Annotated in this window: 22 protein-coding genes; 9 read left to right on the top strand and 13 right to left on the bottom strand. The window is 34.5% G+C overall.

Annotated features, from left to right (window positions below; genetic code table 11):
* The first annotated feature begins 153 nt into the window (after positions 1-153).
* Positions 154-1359, top strand: a complete 1206-nt coding sequence (locus DI487_RS15805) for an NAD(P)-dependent oxidoreductase (RefSeq protein ID WP_109570516.1) — start codon at positions 154-156, stop codon at positions 1357-1359.
* Between the two features lie 62 nt (positions 1360-1421).
* On the opposite strand, the gene DI487_RS15800 is transcribed toward DI487_RS15805, so the two are convergent.
* The 6 genes from DI487_RS15800 to DI487_RS15780 are packed head-to-tail and all read right to left on the bottom strand — an operon-like array spanning position 1422 to position 4550.
* The gene (locus DI487_RS15800) at positions 1422-1745 is read right to left on the bottom strand and encodes a hypothetical protein (protein ID WP_146193507.1); all 324 of its coding nucleotides are present in this window, start codon (positions 1743-1745) and stop codon (positions 1422-1424) included.
* Between the two features lie 12 nt (positions 1746-1757).
* A complete protein-coding gene (locus DI487_RS16665) occupies positions 1758-2207 on the bottom strand; it encodes an inner membrane CreD family protein (RefSeq protein ID WP_317046239.1) in 450 nt (149 codons plus the stop codon).
* A 17-nt stretch (positions 2208-2224) separates the two neighbouring features.
* Positions 2225-3109: an inner membrane CreD family protein gene (locus tag DI487_RS15795; RefSeq protein ID WP_317046238.1), complete on the bottom strand. Its 885-nt coding sequence runs from the start codon at positions 3107-3109 to the stop codon at positions 2225-2227.
* Between the two features lie 6 nt (positions 3110-3115).
* Positions 3116-3571: a hypothetical protein gene (locus DI487_RS15790; protein ID WP_109570514.1), complete on the bottom strand. Its 456-nt coding sequence runs from the start codon at positions 3569-3571 to the stop codon at positions 3116-3118.
* Positions 3572-3609: 38 nt separating this feature from the next.
* Positions 3610-3909 (bottom strand): winged helix-turn-helix domain-containing protein, encoded by a 300-nt coding sequence (locus tag DI487_RS15785; RefSeq protein ID WP_109570513.1) that lies wholly within the window; start codon positions 3907-3909, stop codon positions 3610-3612.
* Positions 3910-3926: 17 nt separating this feature from the next.
* Positions 3927-4550, bottom strand: coding sequence for a hypothetical protein (locus DI487_RS15780; RefSeq protein ID WP_109570512.1), 624 nt, complete (start codon positions 4548-4550; stop codon positions 3927-3929).
* Positions 4551-4623: 73 nt separating this feature from the next.
* Here DI487_RS15780 and DI487_RS15775 point away from each other — a divergent pair, with 73 nt between their 5' ends.
* The gene (locus DI487_RS15775; protein WP_109570511.1) at positions 4624-4977 is read left to right on the top strand and encodes a DUF1801 domain-containing protein; all 354 of its coding nucleotides are present in this window, start codon (positions 4624-4626) and stop codon (positions 4975-4977) included.
* Positions 4978-5029: 52 nt separating this feature from the next.
* On the opposite strand, the gene DI487_RS15770 is transcribed toward DI487_RS15775, so the two are convergent.
* The 4 genes from DI487_RS15770 to DI487_RS15755 all read right to left on the bottom strand — a co-directional run bounded on the left by DI487_RS15770 (position 5030) and on the right by DI487_RS15755 (position 7735).
* On the bottom strand, positions 5030-5878 hold the full coding sequence (locus tag DI487_RS15770) for a hypothetical protein (protein WP_109570510.1): 849 nt from the start codon (positions 5876-5878) through the stop codon (positions 5030-5032).
* Between the two features lie 21 nt (positions 5879-5899).
* Positions 5900-6718: a 3-deoxy-8-phosphooctulonate synthase gene (gene kdsA / locus DI487_RS15765; RefSeq protein ID WP_109570509.1), complete on the bottom strand. Its 819-nt coding sequence runs from the start codon at positions 6716-6718 to the stop codon at positions 5900-5902.
* Positions 6719-6808: 90 nt separating this feature from the next.
* The gene (locus DI487_RS15760) at positions 6809-7267 is read right to left on the bottom strand and encodes a 2-dehydro-3-deoxyphosphooctonate aldolase (RefSeq protein WP_109570508.1); all 459 of its coding nucleotides are present in this window, start codon (positions 7265-7267) and stop codon (positions 6809-6811) included.
* Entirely contained in the window at positions 7268-7735 is a 468-nt protein-coding gene (locus tag DI487_RS15755; protein WP_109570507.1) for a DUF4199 domain-containing protein, read from the bottom strand.
* A gap of 116 nt (positions 7736-7851) precedes the next feature.
* Between DI487_RS15755 and DI487_RS15750 the strand changes: the two genes are divergently transcribed.
* From DI487_RS15750 to DI487_RS15740, 3 genes are all read left to right on the top strand, one after another.
* Positions 7852-8412, top strand: a complete 561-nt coding sequence (locus DI487_RS15750; RefSeq protein WP_109570506.1) for a YeeE/YedE family protein — start codon at positions 7852-7854, stop codon at positions 8410-8412.
* Positions 8413-8416: 4 nt separating this feature from the next.
* On the top strand, positions 8417-8830 hold the full coding sequence (locus tag DI487_RS15745) for a DUF6691 family protein (protein WP_109570505.1): 414 nt from the start codon (positions 8417-8419) through the stop codon (positions 8828-8830).
* A 65-nt stretch (positions 8831-8895) separates the two neighbouring features.
* Positions 8896-9162, top strand: a complete 267-nt coding sequence (locus DI487_RS15740; protein ID WP_109570504.1) for a heavy-metal-associated domain-containing protein — start codon at positions 8896-8898, stop codon at positions 9160-9162.
* A 31-nt stretch (positions 9163-9193) separates the two neighbouring features.
* Here DI487_RS15740 and DI487_RS15735 read toward each other — a convergent pair whose 3' ends face one another.
* A complete protein-coding gene (locus tag DI487_RS15735; protein WP_109570503.1) occupies positions 9194-9469 on the bottom strand; it encodes an ATP-dependent Clp protease adaptor ClpS in 276 nt (91 codons plus the stop codon).
* Positions 9470-9550: 81 nt separating this feature from the next.
* Complete coding sequence (gene prmA, locus DI487_RS15730; RefSeq protein WP_109570502.1) at positions 9551-10384, bottom strand: 50S ribosomal protein L11 methyltransferase; 834 nt, start codon at positions 10382-10384, stop codon at positions 9551-9553.
* Positions 10385-10475: 91 nt separating this feature from the next.
* Here prmA and DI487_RS15725 point away from each other — a divergent pair, with 91 nt between their 5' ends.
* From DI487_RS15725 to DI487_RS15715, 3 genes are all read left to right on the top strand, one after another.
* Positions 10476-11690, top strand: coding sequence for a porin (locus DI487_RS15725; protein ID WP_109570501.1), 1215 nt, complete (start codon positions 10476-10478; stop codon positions 11688-11690).
* Positions 11691-11733: 43 nt separating this feature from the next.
* Positions 11734-12561, top strand: a complete 828-nt coding sequence (locus tag DI487_RS15720; protein WP_109570500.1) for a CvfB family protein — start codon at positions 11734-11736, stop codon at positions 12559-12561.
* An 83-nt stretch (positions 12562-12644) separates the two neighbouring features.
* Positions 12645-13610 (top strand): YheT family hydrolase, encoded by a 966-nt coding sequence (locus DI487_RS15715; protein WP_109570499.1) that lies wholly within the window; start codon positions 12645-12647, stop codon positions 13608-13610.
* 44 nt (positions 13611-13654) lie between these two features.
* On the opposite strand, the gene ppsA is transcribed toward DI487_RS15715, so the two are convergent.
* Complete coding sequence (gene ppsA, locus DI487_RS15710; protein WP_109570498.1) at positions 13655-16048, bottom strand: phosphoenolpyruvate synthase; 2394 nt, start codon at positions 16046-16048, stop codon at positions 13655-13657.
* A gap of 107 nt (positions 16049-16155) precedes the next feature.
* On the opposite strand from ppsA, the gene DI487_RS15705 reads away from it, so the two are divergent.
* Complete coding sequence (locus DI487_RS15705; RefSeq protein WP_146193505.1) at positions 16156-16470, top strand: hypothetical protein; 315 nt, start codon at positions 16156-16158, stop codon at positions 16468-16470.
* Positions 16471-16486: the final 16 nt, after the last annotated feature.

Below are 16486 nucleotides of genomic sequence, written 5' to 3'. Positions count from 1 at the left end.
TAAGAATTTCAAAATAAGTATTCGGAAATAGATATAACAAAATCCGAGCCAAAATTAATACTTTTTAGTGAAATAAAAAATATTGCAAAAAACAATGTAGGACGTTATATTTGTAACATAACCAAACAATAACAAGCAAACTGTAACATTATTATGAAATTCGGAATTATTAAAGAGCGGAAATCGCCACCTGATAGAAGAGTTGTATTTTCTCCTGATGCTTTGTCAAAATTTAAACAGGAGTACCCTCAAGCGGAAATTAAAGTTGAAAGTTCTGATATCAGAGTTTTCTCAGACGAAGCTTATTCGGAAAAAGGAATTGAAATCAGCCGTGAAATGAACGATTGCGATGTTTTGATAGGCGTAAAGGAAGTTCCGATCGAAGCACTCATTCCCGATAAAAAGTATTTTTTCTTTTCACATACTATTAAAAAGCAACCGTATAACCGTAAATTGTTACAAGCTATTCTGGATAAGAATATCACATTATTTGACCATGAAACCATCGTAGATGCCAACAATGCCCGTTTGATAGGTTTCGGCCGTTATGCCGGAATTGTAGGAGCGTACAATGGTTTAAGAGCGTTCGGTTTAAAATATGAATTGTTCGATATTCCTAAAGCAGAGACCTTAGCCGATCAGGTAGCTTTGTTGCAACGTTTGCGCAAGAACCGATTGCCGAATATTAAAATTGTTCTGACTGGAAGAGGAAAAGTAGCTTACGGAGCTAAAGAAATGTTGGACGGTATGAAGATCAAAGAGGTTTCGGTTGAAGATTATCTGACTAAAAAATACGATCAGCCGGTTTATACTTTTATTGATGTTCTGGATTACAACAAGCGCAAAGACGGACAAAAGTTAGACAGAAATGATTTTATAACGAACCCGGAAGAATATGAATCTGATTTTGAACGATTTACTGAGGTTTCGGATCTGTTCATTGCCGGACATTTTTATGGAAACAATTCGCCTGTCATTTTGTCAAAAGCAATGTTGCGTTCTTCTAAATGCAAGCTGAAAGTAGTGGCAGATGTGTCATGCGATATTGATGGTCCGGTAGCCTGTACCATCAGAGCGAGTACTATTGCGGAACCTTTATATGGGTATTTGCCTTCTGAAGATAAGGAAGTAGCTTTTAATCACCCGGCGGCTATTACAGTGATGGCTGTGGACAATTTGCCTTGCGAATTGCCGAAAGATGCCAGTGAAGGTTTCGGAGAAGTTTTTTTAGAACGTGTGATTCCGGCATTTTTTAATAATGATAAAGACGGAATTTTAGAGCGTGCAAAAGTTACTGAGAACGGAAAATTAACACCACGATTTGCGTATTTGCAAGCTTATGTAGACGGTAAAGAATAGAGATTTTTTAACGATAAGAAGCAGTCCCAAAAGTTATTTCTAGCTTTTGGGACTGTTCTTTTTTAATTCCAGAGCGTCCCGTTAAAACCGATTACTGTTCCGATCCATAAAAAGAAGATATAAGCCAGTAAGCATAACAAAATCTTAAAAAGGTTAAACAGTTGGTTTCTAAAAGATATTGTACTAATTAAATAGGAAACACCGGCTCCGGTAGCAGCTATGACTGGAGTAAGCAGAATGGGTCTGACAAACCAGTTCTTGCCCCAGACCGGATTAGGGTTGTTCACACTTAGGATCAAAGCTGTAACCAAGACAAAAGCGATTGCAAAACCCAAAGTTAGAGCTATAAAAAAGTTTTTTGATTGTATCTGTTCAAATAGTTTCATAAGCATTACAATTTAGTTGTTCCAATCAATTTTTCGTGAAAAGTACATAACAGCGCCCAAGATCAGGAATAATCCGGTACTGCCAACTAATAAAGCATAGTCTTCTAACTGAATGATTACATAGATAAAGCTATATAAAGCAGTTAACGACAGGCTTATAAAGATAGCATATTTTGTACTTTTAAGTACGGAAACGGAGTAGAGTAGGAGCATAATAATAACTGAAGCGGCTGCGATTGCATAAGCCAAAGTAAAACTGGAGTGCTCGGTAATAGAGATCAGCAGCGTGTAGAACATGATAAGTGCTAAACCTATCATTGTGTATTGAAAAATGTGAATATTTACCTTGCTGATGGTCTGGATCAAGAAGAAGACTAAAAACGTAAGTCCGATAACCAGAAATCCGTATTTTGACGAACGCTCGTTTTGTTGGTATTCGTCAACCGGTTCAATTAATTTCACACCATACGAATAGTTGTTCAGATTTGGGATTGCCCCAGGTATTGTTGCGAAAAAGGTCGGTTAACATGTATGATCTTCCAGTCGGCATGAAAGTTTTCAGCTGTAATCTTTTTAGTAGAATCGTTAGAAGCAAAAGTTCCTGTAAAAGAAGGAGAACTCCAGTTGGCATCAATCGAAGTGGCGGTTGTTTTTCCAATAGGAATAAATTCGATGGAATTGCTTCCGTTGTATTGGATATTCAATTGGAACGGATTAGTAACATCGGGTTGGTAGCTAAAAGTTTCTGTTTCTAATACATCAAAATAAGCATCACTGTCTGCATTTGCTTCCAGAGTCAATTGAGAATTATTCAACGTAATTTTCAGATCACTTTTAATGCTTTTCAGATCTGTAGTTTTTACAATAACAGACGTTTTATCCCAAAGTATATCTTCCGGTTTACAATCTAGCTTTTGCAGATCTAAAGAACTGAAATTTCCTTTTGCCAGTAGATTTGCTTTAAAAACAATCGGTTTGTAAATACCTCTTTTCAATTGATCTACTTTTTCAATTTCAGTAGTATGCTGTAGCGTTTCAGGAAAGAAATAAGCATAGGTTAATTCTTCTTGTTTTTGAATGGATTTTGTTTTTGTTTGTTCATCGTAAACTTCGGTTTCAGTGTAGGTTTTAACAGGAACTTTTAAAATAGGTCCCATAAAATGGATATTTTCGCCCCAGGTTTGTGTTTCTTTTTTTATAACATCATCTTTGCGTATTGAACGTTCCTGAATTAAGTTTTGTACTAAATTAAGGGGAATGAGTAACACTAAAGTAAGGACACCTACCATGATCATTTTGGCTGTTGTACTTTGCAAGAAAGTCTTCTTAGGGACTTTAAACTGATTTTCTGATTGATTTTCCATGATGAATTATTTTATATTAAAAATTGATTTTATTTCTACTGTCGGTCGATGTAATAATTTATAGAATTCCAGGTCATAGAATAAATAAGCATTTTTGCCTCTTTTATAGCAATTGCGAAAACTATTGTAGTGTATCGGATAAAATACAATGCCGGTTAGGATGACCAGTAAAGTAAAAGGCGACCTTTTTCCATTGCCCAGAAGATAAAATTGCAGATCAACTTCTTCTTTAACCGTAGTACCGATAGTTGTAAGGACATGAAATACATCATGTTCTTCTAAGCTGTCCTGTACCTCAAAAGCATTGTTCTTAAAGAATAATCCCAGATCATTTCCCAGTGTTCCGGCATCAAAGAGCAGAAGAGATTCTACACTTATGCCCCAAGGCTTTACTCTTTTAAATAACAATTGGTACGGAATTTTAATCATTTTGTAGAAGAATTCAATTATTTTATCTTTCATAAAGTACTTTGTATTTCAAAGTTAAATGGTAAAAATTTTTAGTTTTGGTTGGAGATCAATTTTTCAAGTGCTTCAATATGTTCCTGAAATGCTTTTTTCCCTTCTTTAGTTGCAATATATTTTGTATTTGGCTTCCTGCCGATAAATTGTTTTTCAACGGTGATGTATTTTTCATTCTCTAAGGCTTTAGCATGACTTGCCAGATTACCATCGGTTACGCCTAAGATCTCTTTTAGCGTAGTAAAATCGGCACTTTCATTCACCATTAGAACCGACATAATGCCCAGTCGTATACGGTGATCAAAAGCTTTATTGATATTTTGGATGATATTTTTCAAGACGAATCCCGCTTTAATTAATTTCTATCGTATTTAAAATACATTATACTACCATATAAAATGTGACATACACCAAAACCTAATGCCCAGAATAATAAACCATAATTCAGGAACCAGGTCGACAGCAACCCCAAAAAGATCATGGTTAATCCTAAGTAGCGAACATCCCTTAAGGTATATTTACTGGCATTTACACAAGCCAGTCCGTAAAATAATAAAGTTAGGGGAGCCACAAGGTTCAGTATTTCTTTTTCAATTAAAAAAAGGATAAAGATACCACCGGCAACTAAAGGAATTGAAAAATTGATAAGCAACCGTTTTGAAGCAGTATTCCAGATGGATTCATTTTCTCTTTTAGCCTTTTGCATACTGAAAATGATTCCGGTTGCAACAGAAGCTATCAACACAGAAAAAGCAATAGCGATCAACCGATACAAAATGGTCTCTGTAATAACTAATCCGGCATATGGATCGCCCGGCATACTGTCAGTGTAAATTGTTCTGTAAGCCAGCCAAGCTCCGATTAAAGCATAAATACCAGCCAAGACACCTGATAAACCACTTAACGACAAACATAATGTCGATTTATTCATGATTTCTTTAATGTCTTGTATATCTTTTAAATATTTACTTGCTTCCATATAAAAGTACTTTGAATTGCAAAGTAAATGAGTTTTTATCAATTGAACAAATTTTTTCCAGTATTTTTACAAAATGAAAGTAGTAGATGAATATATTTTGAGACAGCCTGAATTATATAGGGAAATGCTGTTGCATGTAATTGCTGTCATAGCACATGATTTGCCGGAGGCAGAATTGCTTTTTAAATGGGGAATTCCTTATTTTTATTATAAAAAGAAACCGTTTTATTATCTGGCTCCGAACCATAAGAAAAAATTTTTGGATGTTGGATTTGCAAAAGGCTTTGAGCTGAAAGAAAATCAGGAATTTTTAATAGGAGAGAAGCGAAATACTGTAAAATCCCTTCGTTATTATGCACTGGAAGAAATTGATAATCAGGTTTTGATTGCTGTAATAAAAGAAGCTCTGACACTGTATAGAACCTAAAAAGCCGATTGAATTTCAATCGGCTTTTAAATGTATGTTTTGAATCGGAATTTTAGAGTTTAAAAATACCTCCGATAGCAATAATTCTTTGTAAAAACCAGAAATGTTGTTCTGCATGATCAGAACTGCTACTGGTTGTTCTGATGTCTTGCATATTGATATATCCGCCTTTTAGTTCAGTTTGTATAAAGAAATGTTTGAAGAAAGTAAAATTAAGTCCGGCCTTTGCAGAAAGTCCGAATCCGGCAACATGAAATTCGTCATAACGATCTTTGCCCAATAATTTAGTATTTGTTCTCGGATATAAAAAACCTCCGCCAATACCTTCTGTAAGGTTGATCTGGAATTTATCAGTATTTAATGTTTTACTGAATAACTTAGTAATATCGTCAACTCTTGAGATCTCTGTATTTACATAATTAAGACCATCAGTATGTTCAAATGTTAAAAAGGCTTCGTCTAAAGTCAATTGGTCAGCAGTCGGATTTTCGTTATAACTTCCGGCATTAGGGTAATACCCTGAATAGTTTACTCTTTTATCCTGATACATTACGTATTTCATGTGGTCTACACCCAATGAAATGTTGTAGTGATCTGTAATAAAATAACCGATTCGTAAGTTGGTTTGCGGGATAGTCATTCTTCCCGGATTGAAATAATCAATGTGCCAACCTTTCGGTTTGTCATGTGCTTCAACATCATAAATAGTAAAATCATAACCATCTCCTTTAAAGCGGATGTCTGATTTAGAGTAACTTTCGCGGTTTCCACCCCAAAAGATATAGAATTTACCTTTGTTATGGGCTGTGTATTTTTCAGGATTTTCAACGGTTTCTTGTGAAAAGCTGTACTGTGAAAAAACACAAAAAGATAGTACAACCATTAGAAATGATTGTTTCATTTTAAAATACAATAGATTAAGTTAAAATTGGTTTACGGTTTTTCTTAGGGCAACTAATTTTGTCATTAAACCTTCTAACAGGTCAAGGTGTAACATATTGGCACCATCACTTTTAGCATTAGCCGGATCAAAGTGAGTTTCTATAAAAATTCCGTCTACTCCGGTTGCAATTCCGGCTTTGGCAATAGTTTCGATCATCTCAGGACGTCCGCCGGTAACTCCGCTGGTTTGATTAGGCTGTTGCAATGAATGTGTAACATCCAGTACCGTTGTCGAAAATTGTTTCATTGTAGGGATTCCTCTGAAATCTACGATCATATCCTGATAACCGAACATCGTTCCTCTATCGGTAACCATTACCTTTTCATTGTTACTGTCCAATACTTTTTGTACAGCATGTTTCATACTTTCGGGACTCATGAATTGTCCTTTTTTCAGATTAACCGTTTTTCCTGTCTCTGCAGCAGCAACTACTAAGTCGGTTTGACGTACTAAAAAAGCAGGGATTTGTAAAACATCTACATATTCGGCAGCCATTGCAGCATCTTCATTGGTATGAATATCCGTAATAGTAGGGATTCCGAACTCTTTAGACACTTTTTGAAGAATCTTTAAAGCTTTTTCATCACCGATCCCAGTAAAACTGTCAACTCTTGAACGATTAGCCTTTTTAAACGAACCTTTAAAAACGTAAGGGATTTCCAACTTGTCCGTAATGGAGACAATCTTTTCAGCTATACGCATAGCCATTTCTTCCCCTTCTATGGCACACGGACCTGCAAGCAGGAAGAAGTTGTCTTTATCTGCGTTTTTTATTTGTGGTATGTTATTTATATTCATTTTGTTTCAATTAAGTTGCAAAGATAAAAAATAAAAACCATTTAAACGATCGTTTAAATGGTGACAAATGTTACGAAATAGAAAAATATTTTAATTATTGATCGTCTGGAATTTTTTGATAGTAAATCCTTTAGGACATACGATCTTACCTCTTTCATAACTGTTAAAGTATAACTTTTTAGTGATATTAGTTCCTTCAAATTGTACTTCATAAATAGATAGTGTTCCGGCTCCCATGTTGTTATGTTGGGTTGGGAAGGGACAACAGGTATCTACTTTCTTGAATAATATTTTTTCGCCGTTAGGTCCTGTTAATCCGTTAAAAAAATAGGTAACAAAGGTTTCCTCTTGTCTTTCCAGAATAAGACCTATATTGATAGGAAAATCTTTGTCATAACCATATTTAGTGTCTTCAGCATATTCCGTTATGATAAAAGCATTATTCTGTACCTGGGGCTTTTTAGCCGTATCATTAATATTCTTCAGGGTAGACTTTGTACTGGTACAGCTTACCGAAAGAAAGAGTAAAAACAAAATTAAATGTTTCATCTATAGTGGTTTAGTTTTACTAAAATAACTAATAATTGCTGCAAAAACAACTCCGAAAGAAAGCTTGTCAAAAATATTATTTTTTACAAAAGCCTGAATGTTGTAGTTTATTTTTGCCAGTTCCTGATCTTTACTCATTGCAATTGCTTTTTCAAAAAACTCAGGAGATAGTATTGTAAAAGTAATATAAACAATTATTGAACTGGTTAGAGCAATAAAAAAACTTAAGACAATTCCACTACCAAAACCTTGTTTCCAGTCCATTTGTCCATTGTAATATTTTTTCTTTTTTTCTTTAATAGCCAGTATATATAAGATAACAGCTATAGGAATAAACAATAAGTTGAACAAAGGTTCGGCATTAGCTTTATCAAAATGGAAACCTAAAAAGCGTTCAAAGAACATCCATACTAAATAGCTAATGGCATAAATGACAGACCATTTGAGTTCAATTTCAAATTTTTTCATTTTAAAGGACTAAAATTTAGCCCAAAGGTAGTAAAAGTAGTTTAGATAATAAAAGTCTATTGCTTTGGTAGACTATTAGTGTATCACTATATTTGCAGTCAAATTTTTTGAACAAAATGGAATTAATCTCAGGAACCTGGCATTGGGCAATTTCCGGCTTTTTAATAGGGATAATTATGTTGGTATTGATATACTTCGGAAAAACTTTCGGAATGTCGTCTAATTTGAGGACGATGTGTACCATGATGGGGGCCGATAAAGCCAGTGATTTCTTTAAAATGGATTGGCGGGAACAAAAATGGAATCTGGCAGTTGTTCTGGGAGCTATTTTGGGAGGTTTTATCGCTTCCTATTTTTTAAGTGATCCTGATACAATTCTGCATCTGAATCCGAAAACAGTTGCAAGTTTGAATCAATTGAATATTGATACTCCTGAAGGAAAATGGGTTCCCGATGCTATTTTCGGCTGGGAAAATGTTTTGAGCATAAAAGGATTTACCATTTTATTTATCGGTGGAATTTTAATCGGTTTCGGAACCCGGTATGCCGGTGGTTGTACTTCCGGACATGCGATCAGCGGTTTGAGTAATTTGCAAAAACCGTCGTTGCTGGCTGTGATCGGTTTTTTTATAGGAGGTTTGATCATGTCTCATTTTATTTTACCCTTAATTTTTTAATGCTATGAAATTATTTCGTTTTTTTAGTATAGGTATTGTTTTCGGAATTGTACTGACTAAAGCAGAGGCTATTTCATGGTATCGTATCTATGAAATGTTTATGTTCCAATCATTCCACATGTACGGAATTATAGCTGTAGCTATTGCAACAGGCGTGATCGGAATACAACTAATTAAAAAGAAAAAAATAAAAGATTACAAAGGTTTTCCCATTCAGTTAATAGATAAGGACAGAGGTTTTGTACGTTACTTGGCAGGCGGATTACTTTTCGGATTGGGTTGGGGATTGGTAGGTTGTTGTCCGGGACCTGTTTTTATTTTGCTGGGAACAGGAGCTTTTAGTATTATCATTGTACTAGCAGGAGCTTTACTGGGTACTTTTTTATACGGTATTTTGAAAGATAAATTACCACATTAAAAATAATTGTAACAAGAGTTGCCTAAAAGATGTTTAAAGTATTTTATTTTTGAACAAAAATAAAGATGACTACAACAATTTATATTCAAAACCTGAAATGTGGCGGTTGTGCCAATACAGTGACTAAAAATCTTTCTCAGTTAGATGGAATTGAAAATGTTTCTGTTTCGGTTGATGAAAGTGCAGTAACATTTGATTACAACCATGAGAACTTAGTTGCAGAAGTAAAAGAACTTTTAAAAAAGACAGGATATCCGGAAGCCGGTGATGAGAATTCATTGGGAACCAAAGCCAAGTCTTTCGTAAGTTGTGCCGTAGGAAAGATATCATAAAAAAATCCCGAAACTTAGTTTCGGGATTTTTTTATTGTATTTCAGCACTCAAACCGGCATCCAGCAGGGCTGTACATTGCGGCTTCAGATCGTCATAACTTCCGGTTTTAACGGTACATTTTCCCGTGTAGTGAACCAGAATAGCGCATTGTTCAGCTTGTAAAGCATCATGTTCGCAAACCTGTATAAGTGTTTCGATTACATGGTCAAAAGTATTGACATCATCATTGAATAAAATGATCTCGTGGTTTATTCCCACTTGCTCTTCTACTAAAACTTCTTCCTGTACTTTTTCAATTGTGCTCATTGTATTTTAGTTAAAAGTTTGAAAATCAGTGTAAAAATATAAAAAATATTGAGTTTTAAAAAATTATAATAACTGAATCTATTATTTACTATATTTTAATGCAGTCCAATTGTTGCGCTCTTTTTGTCCTACTAATTTTAGTCCTTTAGCACTGCAACAGTTATCAATAGCAGCTATATCTTCCCGATAAAAACCACTTAAAAATAAGATACCGTCTGTATTCAAGCAATCGGCATAAGTTTGCATATCGTTTAAAAGAATGTTACGGTTAATGTTAGCAATGATCACATCGTATTTCTTTCCTTCCAGTAAAGTTGCATCACCTTCATAAACTGAAATATGTTGGCAGTTGTTTCGTTCCACATTTTCGATGGAATTCAAATAACACCAGTTATCGATATCAATGGCATCAATAGGTTGAGCTCCTTTCATTTCGGCTAAAATGGCTAAAATAGCAGTTCCGCAACCCATATCTAAAGTTTTCTTTCCTTTAAGGTCGGTTTCCAGTAAATGTTGGATCATCATGTGGGTCGTTTCATGGTGTCCGGTTCCGAAACTCATTTTAGGTTCAATGATAATTTCGTATTCCGCATCTGTTTTTTCATGAAAAGGAGCTCTTACATGACATTTTCCGTCGACATCGATCGGTTCAAAGTTTTTTTCCCATTCTTCATTCCAGTTAACCTGTTCTATTTGTTCTACTTTATAAGAGACTTCAAAATTAGGATTATCCAGAATATGAACTCCGTTCAGAATATTTTCGTCCCATAAATCTTTTTGAATATAAGCTGAAAGACCTTCTTCGGTTTCAATAAAACTTTCAAAAGGTAATTCTCCCAATTCTGCAATTAAAATTTCGCTTCCTAAATCTTTTGGTTCTACTTTAAAATGGTAACCAACATAAGCATTTGACATAAAAAATATTTTTTTGCAAAGTTAACTAAAGAAAGAGTTATTATTTTAAAAATTTTATTTTTGCAGCCAAATTAACAACAACACAACCACAATGAGACCTTTTTTTAGTATTTTACTGTTTTTAGTCTCAATTTTTGCTTTTTCGCAAAAATTAGACTCTTTAAAGAATAATGATATTCGTTTAGCAGCCTTACCTTATTATAGTTATGGAAAAGGTTTGGGGGTAACTTCTCCTGATAGTTTATTCCAACTGAACATTCGTTTCAGAATGCAAAATCGGGTAACATATATCAGTGAAGAGGATAAAGACAACCGATACGAAGCACAAATTCGTCGTTTGCGTTTGCGTTTAGACGGTTATGTTTGGCATCCTCAATTTTTATATGTGATCCAATTGTCTTTTGCACCGGGCGATGTCGGTACAGTTCACGACGGAGACAATGTAAATATCATTCGGGATGCCGTATTCATTTACCGTCCGGATAAACATTGGAACTTTATGTTCGGACAAACCAAATTACCGGGAAACCGTCAAAGGGTAAACTCTTCCGGGGCTTTACAGTTAACCGACCGAACGATCAATAATGCTAAATTTACGATCGACAGGGATTTTGGTTTTCAGGCTTATTATCTGAATGAAGATTTGAATACTTTTTCTTATAATATAAAAACGGCTGTTTCAACCGGAGAAGGAAGAAACTGGACCAAAACATCAGATGACGGGGTAGCTTTGACGGGAAAAGTAGAATTAATGCCGTTAGGTGCATTTAAAAGGAACGGAATTTATTTTGAAGGCGATGTAGCTCGTGAAAAAAAGCCGAAATTGATGATTTCCGGAGCCTATCAGCAAAATAACAGAGCAGTCAGAACCAACGGACAATTAGGGGACGTTTTATATTCCCCTCGAACGCTTCGTTCGTACTTTGTAGATGCAATGCTTAAATATAACGGCTGGAGTTTAATGTCGGCTTATATGCAACGTGAGGCTAAAGATCTGGTAACCTACAATCCGGATGATGTAACTGATTTTAATTATGTATATGCAGGAAAAGGAATGGATTATCAGTTGAGTTATATTTTCAAGAACGATTTTGAACTGATCGGGCGTTTTTCTAACCAATATGTAGATAAGGAGATCAAACCCTATACTCCGGATTTGAAACAATACAGTATCGGCGTGACAAAGTACCTGAGAGAACATGCCTTTAAAATGCAGGCAGAATTGACCTTTGATGAAAAAGAATATTATACGGGCGATACTAAAAATAATTGGTACTTAAGGTTACAATTAGAAATAGGAATTTAATTCCGATACAATTGTTTACCTTTGCACCATATTTAATATCATTATGCTGCAAATAGGGGAATACAATAGGTTAAAAGTATTACGTGAAACAAAAGTCGGACTTTTTTTAGGAGATGAAGAACAAGATGTTCTGCTGCCTAAAAAATATATACCTAAAGAGTTTTTCATTGGTGATGAAATGAATGTTTTCATTTATCTGGATCATGAGGAACGTCCGGTGGCTACAACTTTAAAACCTTATGTAAAGCTTAATGAATTTGCACATTTAAAAGTAAATTATATCAATAAATTCGGTGCGTTCTTAGATTGGGGATTAGAAAAAGACTTGTTTGTTCCTTTCAAAGAACAGGCAAAGCCTATGGAAGTCGGGAAGCGGTATCTGATCTATGCTTATTTAGATGAAAAAACCAATCGCTTAGCGGCAACAAGCAAAGTACAAAAGTATTTTGCAACCGATGTTCCGGATTATGAACCAAATGAAGAGGTTGAAGTAATGATTTCTCATATCACGGATATGGGGATAAATGTCATTATAGAAAACCGTTACAAAGGGTTAGCTTATGCCGATGAAGTGTTTAAAGATATTAAGCTAGGTAAAAAGACTAAGGCTTATATCAAACAAGTGCGTCCGGACGGAAAAATAGATGTAACATTTACAAAAATAGGATTAGAAGCCATTGATGATGATGCACAAGTTATTCTGAAAGAACTGAAAGCGAATAACGGTTTTTTAGGACTACACGATAAAAGCCATCCGGAAGAGATCAAGACCATTTTGCAAATGAGTAAAAAAGCATTTAAAAAAGCAGTCGGATCATTGTATAAAGCCCGTTTGATCGATATTAAAGACAACGGAATCTTTTTAGTTTAAACAGATACAATAAAAATTTAAAGACCCTGTGAATAGTTTGATTTACAGGGTTATTTTTTAGAAATAATTTTTTAATTTAGTTTATGCCGTTTATAGAACATTCAAAATACAACGATTGGGTTCCGTTCATTCATAAAAATCCGCATATTGCTACCATTTATGCCGGCAAGTTTAAAAAATTTCCTATTCCGGATTACCAACGGGAAAAATTAGAATTAGCTGACGGAGATTTTTTGGCTGTTGATTTTAGAATGATCAATCCTGATAAAGCTGTAATACTTTGTCACGGACTCGAAGGAAATTCGCAAAGAACCTATATCAATAGTTGTGCAGATTATTTTTTAAAACATGATTTTTCGGTTTTTGCCTGGAACAACAGAAGTTGTAGTGGCGAAATGAATCGTTTGCCGCGTATGTATCATCACGCAACTATTGAGGATTTAGATGCGGTTATCCAATTTACCTTGTCTAAAGGGATACAGGAGTTGTATCTGATCGGTTATTCTATGGGTGGTGCCCAAGTGATGAATTATTTTGGAAGAATAAAAAATATTGATAGGAGAATAAAAGCAGGTGTTTCCGTATCGGTTCCGGTAGAAGTAAAGGCAAGTGCAGATGCTTTAAAAAAAGGATTCAATCAGGTTTACATGAAAAATTTCATGTTAGACTTAACCCGAAAGTTGAAAGTTAAGGCAAAACAATTCCCTGAATTGATTGATGCGGAAAAACTGAGTAAGGTTAGGAATTTTGATGATTTAGATGATAATTTTACAGCGCCTTTGCATGGTTTCATAGACGGAAAAGACTATTATTATAAAGTTTCACCCGCCAGAAGCATTGAAAATATAAAAACTCCGGTTTTGGTTTTAAATGCTTTAGATGATCCTTTTTTAGGGGAAGGATGTTTCCCTGTACAATTGGCACAAAACAATCCTTTTATTTATTTAGAAACACCAAAATATGGCGGACATTGTGCTTACCCGATGAAAAATTCTCATTATTCTTATGCAGAAATCAGAGCACTGGAGTTTATTAACTCTTTATTTTAGTTAAAATGTAATCTTAAGAGCAATATCCCTCTTTTTCCTAAAAATTATTGTTTTTCGGCAATTAAGATGTTTTCAATTCCTCTTATAAGAGCATCGGAATTAAAGGAAATACTATCAATTCTTTGTTCAACTAAAAACTGTGCAAATTCAGGAAAATCGCTTGGCGCCTGACCGCATAATCCCACTTTTGTATTCATTTTTTTTGCAACTTGAATAACAGTAGAAATTAAGGTTTTTACGGCTTCATTTTGCTCATTAAATAGATCACTTACCAATTCAGAATCACGATCAATGCCTAAAGTGAGTTGAGTCAAATCATTAGAACCTATGGAAAATCCGTCAAAAATTTCTGCAAATTGTTCCGCTAAGATTACATTGCTGGGAATTTCAATCATAGTATAAATTTCGAGATCATTTTGACCTTGTTTTAAACCATATTCGGTCATGAGATTTAGTACTTTTTTCCCTTCTTCTACGGTTCTGCAAAAAGGAATCATGAGCTTAACATTGGTAAATCCCATTTCATTTCGTACTACTTTTACGGCTTCACATTCCAGTTTGAAACCCTCTTTGTAGAGCGGACTATAATATCTTGAGGCTCCTCTGAATCCTAACATCGGATTTTCTTCTTTAGGTTCAAATTGTTGGCCTCCGATTAAGTTAGCATATTCATTTGATTTAAAATCACTCATTCGTAAAATCACATCTTTAGGATAAAAAGCAGCTGCGACCATAGCGATCGCTTGAGAAAGCTTATCTATAAAATAGTTGTTTTTATTGTCGTATCCGTGGGTTAAGGATTCTATCTGATTCTTTACATCCGGATTCTTTATGTCTTCAAATTTTATGAGAGCCATCGGATGTATCTTAATACTATTATTTATAACAAATTCCATGCGCATGAGCCCAACTCCTTTATTCGGTAAAAAGGAATTTTTAAAGGCTTTATCAGGATCGGCCATGATTAACATTGGTGCTGTTTCAGGAATTTTTATTTTTTCGGTATCAATAATGTCTTTGCTCCAATTGAGTTTGTCTTTATACACAATGCCTACTTTACCTTCGGCACAAGATACTGTAATTTCATCTCCGTCTTTGATTACAGTGGTAGCATTTCCGGTTCCTACAATAGCTACTGCACCCATTTCTCGGGCTACAATTGCGGCATGACTTGTACGTCCGCCTTTATTCGTAATAATGGCTGCCGCTTTTTTCATAATAGGATCCCAATCCGGGTCAGTAAGATTGGTTATGAGTACTTCGCCTTCTTTAAGTTTATCTGCTTCATCAGGACTTTGGAGAATTCTGGCTTTTCCAGAAGTGATTTTATTTCCTAGCGCAATACCCTTTGTTAGAACTTCTCCTTTCTCTTTAAGAGTATAATTGTAAATGAGGTTCATTTTTTGATCGGCATAAACCGTTTCAGGTCTGGCTTGTACAATATAGAGTTCATTAGTAAGACCATCTTTTGCCCATTCAACGTCCATTGGCCTTTTATAATGTTCTTCAATGGTATTTAGCCAGTGTGCTAATTTGATGATCTCATAATCATTTAATACCAATTGTTTTTGTTTTTCGGGAGGTGTATCCCGATTAATTGTTGTAGATAGTGTTTTTGAAGTATTTTCATTTTCCGGAGCATAGACCATTGTTTGTTGCTTTTTGCCCAAACGTTTTGAAATAATACTCTTTTTATGATTTTTTAGTGCAGGCTTAAATATTATAAATTCATCCGGATCAACAGCCCCTTGTACAATATTTTCACCTAATCCCCAAATGCCACTTATAAGGATCACATCCCGAAAACCGGTATCAGGATCTAAAGTAAAAGCAACACCGGAGCTACTTAAATCAGAACGGATCATTTGCTGTATACCAACAGATAGTGCCACTTTCATATGATCGAAACCATTATCAATTCTATATTTTATGGCTCTTTCTGTAAAAAGAGAAGCCAAACATTTTTTGAAAGCACTCAAGATTTCGTCAATACCTACAATGTTAAGGTAAGTTTCTTGCTGACCGGCAAAACTGGCACCGGGTAAATCTTCAGCAGTAGCACTACTGCGCACAGCACATGCTACATTTGGTACTGTTTTTTCACAAAGTTCCTGATAAGAATTTCGAATATCCTTTTCTATATCAAAAGGGATTTTACCCTCTAAAATTAGTTCTTTTGATCTTGTACTGACTTCTTTTAAATTCGAGAAATTTTGTAAGTCTAACGTTGCTAAGATCTCAGTAAGTTCTTTTCGAATAGAATTAGCCTCTAAAAAGGTCCAATAGGCTAGAGCAGTTGTTGCAAAACCATCCGGAACTTGAATACCTTTTGTACTTAAATTTTGGATCATTTCTCCAAGAGAAGCATTTTTTCCACCTACAATAATAACATCTTTTAAATTTACTTGAGTAAATGGAATAGTAAATTCTTTGTTCATATTGTGTTGTTTTTGAGTAGTTTAAGATTAGCTTAAAGATACAAGATTAATCTTATTAAAGAACATTATATTTTAGTTAAGTTGTTTTTGGTAAAAAATAAATAACTTTGAGTATCTCTTTAATTATCATTAAAATGTTTGGGAAAGAAAAAGTATATTTATTATTGAGTTTAATCAGCTCTTTTTTGTTACTTACTGGAATTATTCAGGTTTTTCCTAAAGTAACATTTATTGGTTTGCGTTTTTCCCTGATTTGGATTCCTGTTTGGATTTTGATCTTGCTACTTCCTTTATATGGAATTGTTGAAATCATTAAAAGAACCGATGAGGCTAATTATATGTTTTGGATTGCTTTGCTTTTAAATCTGTTTAATTTTTTTATTGCCATCAGACATTTTAATTTTCAATTCTTATCAACATGATATAATAGAATAAACA

It is taken from the genome of Flavobacterium sediminis (genome assembly GCF_003148385.1).
Taxonomy (GTDB): Bacteria; Bacteroidota; Bacteroidia; order Flavobacteriales; family Flavobacteriaceae; genus Flavobacterium; species Flavobacterium sediminis.
Note: the sequence above shows the minus strand (reverse complement) of the source record. Positions and strands in the feature narration are given on the sequence as shown.

Bases quoted from the DNA above. Each gene is read 5' to 3' on its own strand.
- DI487_RS15805 (WP_109570516.1), top strand. From the start codon at position 154: ATGAAATTCGGAATTATTAAAGAGCGGAAATCGCCACCTGATAGAAGA.
- DI487_RS15800 (WP_146193507.1), bottom strand. From the start codon at position 1,745: ATGAAACTATTTGAACAGATACAATCAAAAAACTTTTTTATAGCTCTA.
- DI487_RS15795 (WP_317046238.1), bottom strand. From the start codon at position 3,109: ATGGAAAATCAATCAGAAAATCAGTTTAAAGTCCCTAAGAAGACTTTC.
- DI487_RS15790 (WP_109570514.1), bottom strand. From the start codon at position 3,571: ATGAAAGATAAAATAATTGAATTCTTCTACAAAATGATTAAAATTCCG.
- DI487_RS15780 (WP_109570512.1), bottom strand. From the start codon at position 4,550: ATGGAAGCAAGTAAATATTTAAAAGATATACAAGACATTAAAGAAATC.
- DI487_RS15775 (WP_109570511.1), top strand. From the start codon at position 4,624: ATGAAAGTAGTAGATGAATATATTTTGAGACAGCCTGAATTATATAGG.
- DI487_RS15770 (WP_109570510.1), bottom strand. From the start codon at position 5,878: ATGAAACAATCATTTCTAATGGTTGTACTATCTTTTTGTGTTTTTTCA.
- kdsA (WP_109570509.1), bottom strand. From the start codon at position 6,718: ATGAATATAAATAACATACCACAAATAAAAAACGCAGATAAAGACAAC.
- DI487_RS15760 (WP_109570508.1), bottom strand. From the start codon at position 7,267: ATGAAACATTTAATTTTGTTTTTACTCTTTCTTTCGGTAAGCTGTACC.
- DI487_RS15755 (WP_109570507.1), bottom strand. From the start codon at position 7,735: ATGAAAAAATTTGAAATTGAACTCAAATGGTCTGTCATTTATGCCATT.
- DI487_RS15750 (WP_109570506.1), top strand. From the start codon at position 7,852: ATGGAATTAATCTCAGGAACCTGGCATTGGGCAATTTCCGGCTTTTTA.
- DI487_RS15745 (WP_109570505.1), top strand. From the start codon at position 8,417: ATGAAATTATTTCGTTTTTTTAGTATAGGTATTGTTTTCGGAATTGTA.
- DI487_RS15740 (WP_109570504.1), top strand. From the start codon at position 8,896: ATGACTACAACAATTTATATTCAAAACCTGAAATGTGGCGGTTGTGCC.
- DI487_RS15735 (WP_109570503.1), bottom strand. From the start codon at position 9,469: ATGAGCACAATTGAAAAAGTACAGGAAGAAGTTTTAGTAGAAGAGCAA.
- prmA (WP_109570502.1), bottom strand. From the start codon at position 10,384: ATGTCAAATGCTTATGTTGGTTACCATTTTAAAGTAGAACCAAAAGAT.
- DI487_RS15725 (WP_109570501.1), top strand. From the start codon at position 10,476: ATGAGACCTTTTTTTAGTATTTTACTGTTTTTAGTCTCAATTTTTGCT.
- DI487_RS15720 (WP_109570500.1), top strand. From the start codon at position 11,734: ATGCTGCAAATAGGGGAATACAATAGGTTAAAAGTATTACGTGAAACA.
- DI487_RS15715 (WP_109570499.1), top strand. From the start codon at position 12,645: ATGCCGTTTATAGAACATTCAAAATACAACGATTGGGTTCCGTTCATT.
- ppsA (WP_109570498.1), bottom strand. From the start codon at position 16,048: ATGAACAAAGAATTTACTATTCCATTTACTCAAGTAAATTTAAAAGAT.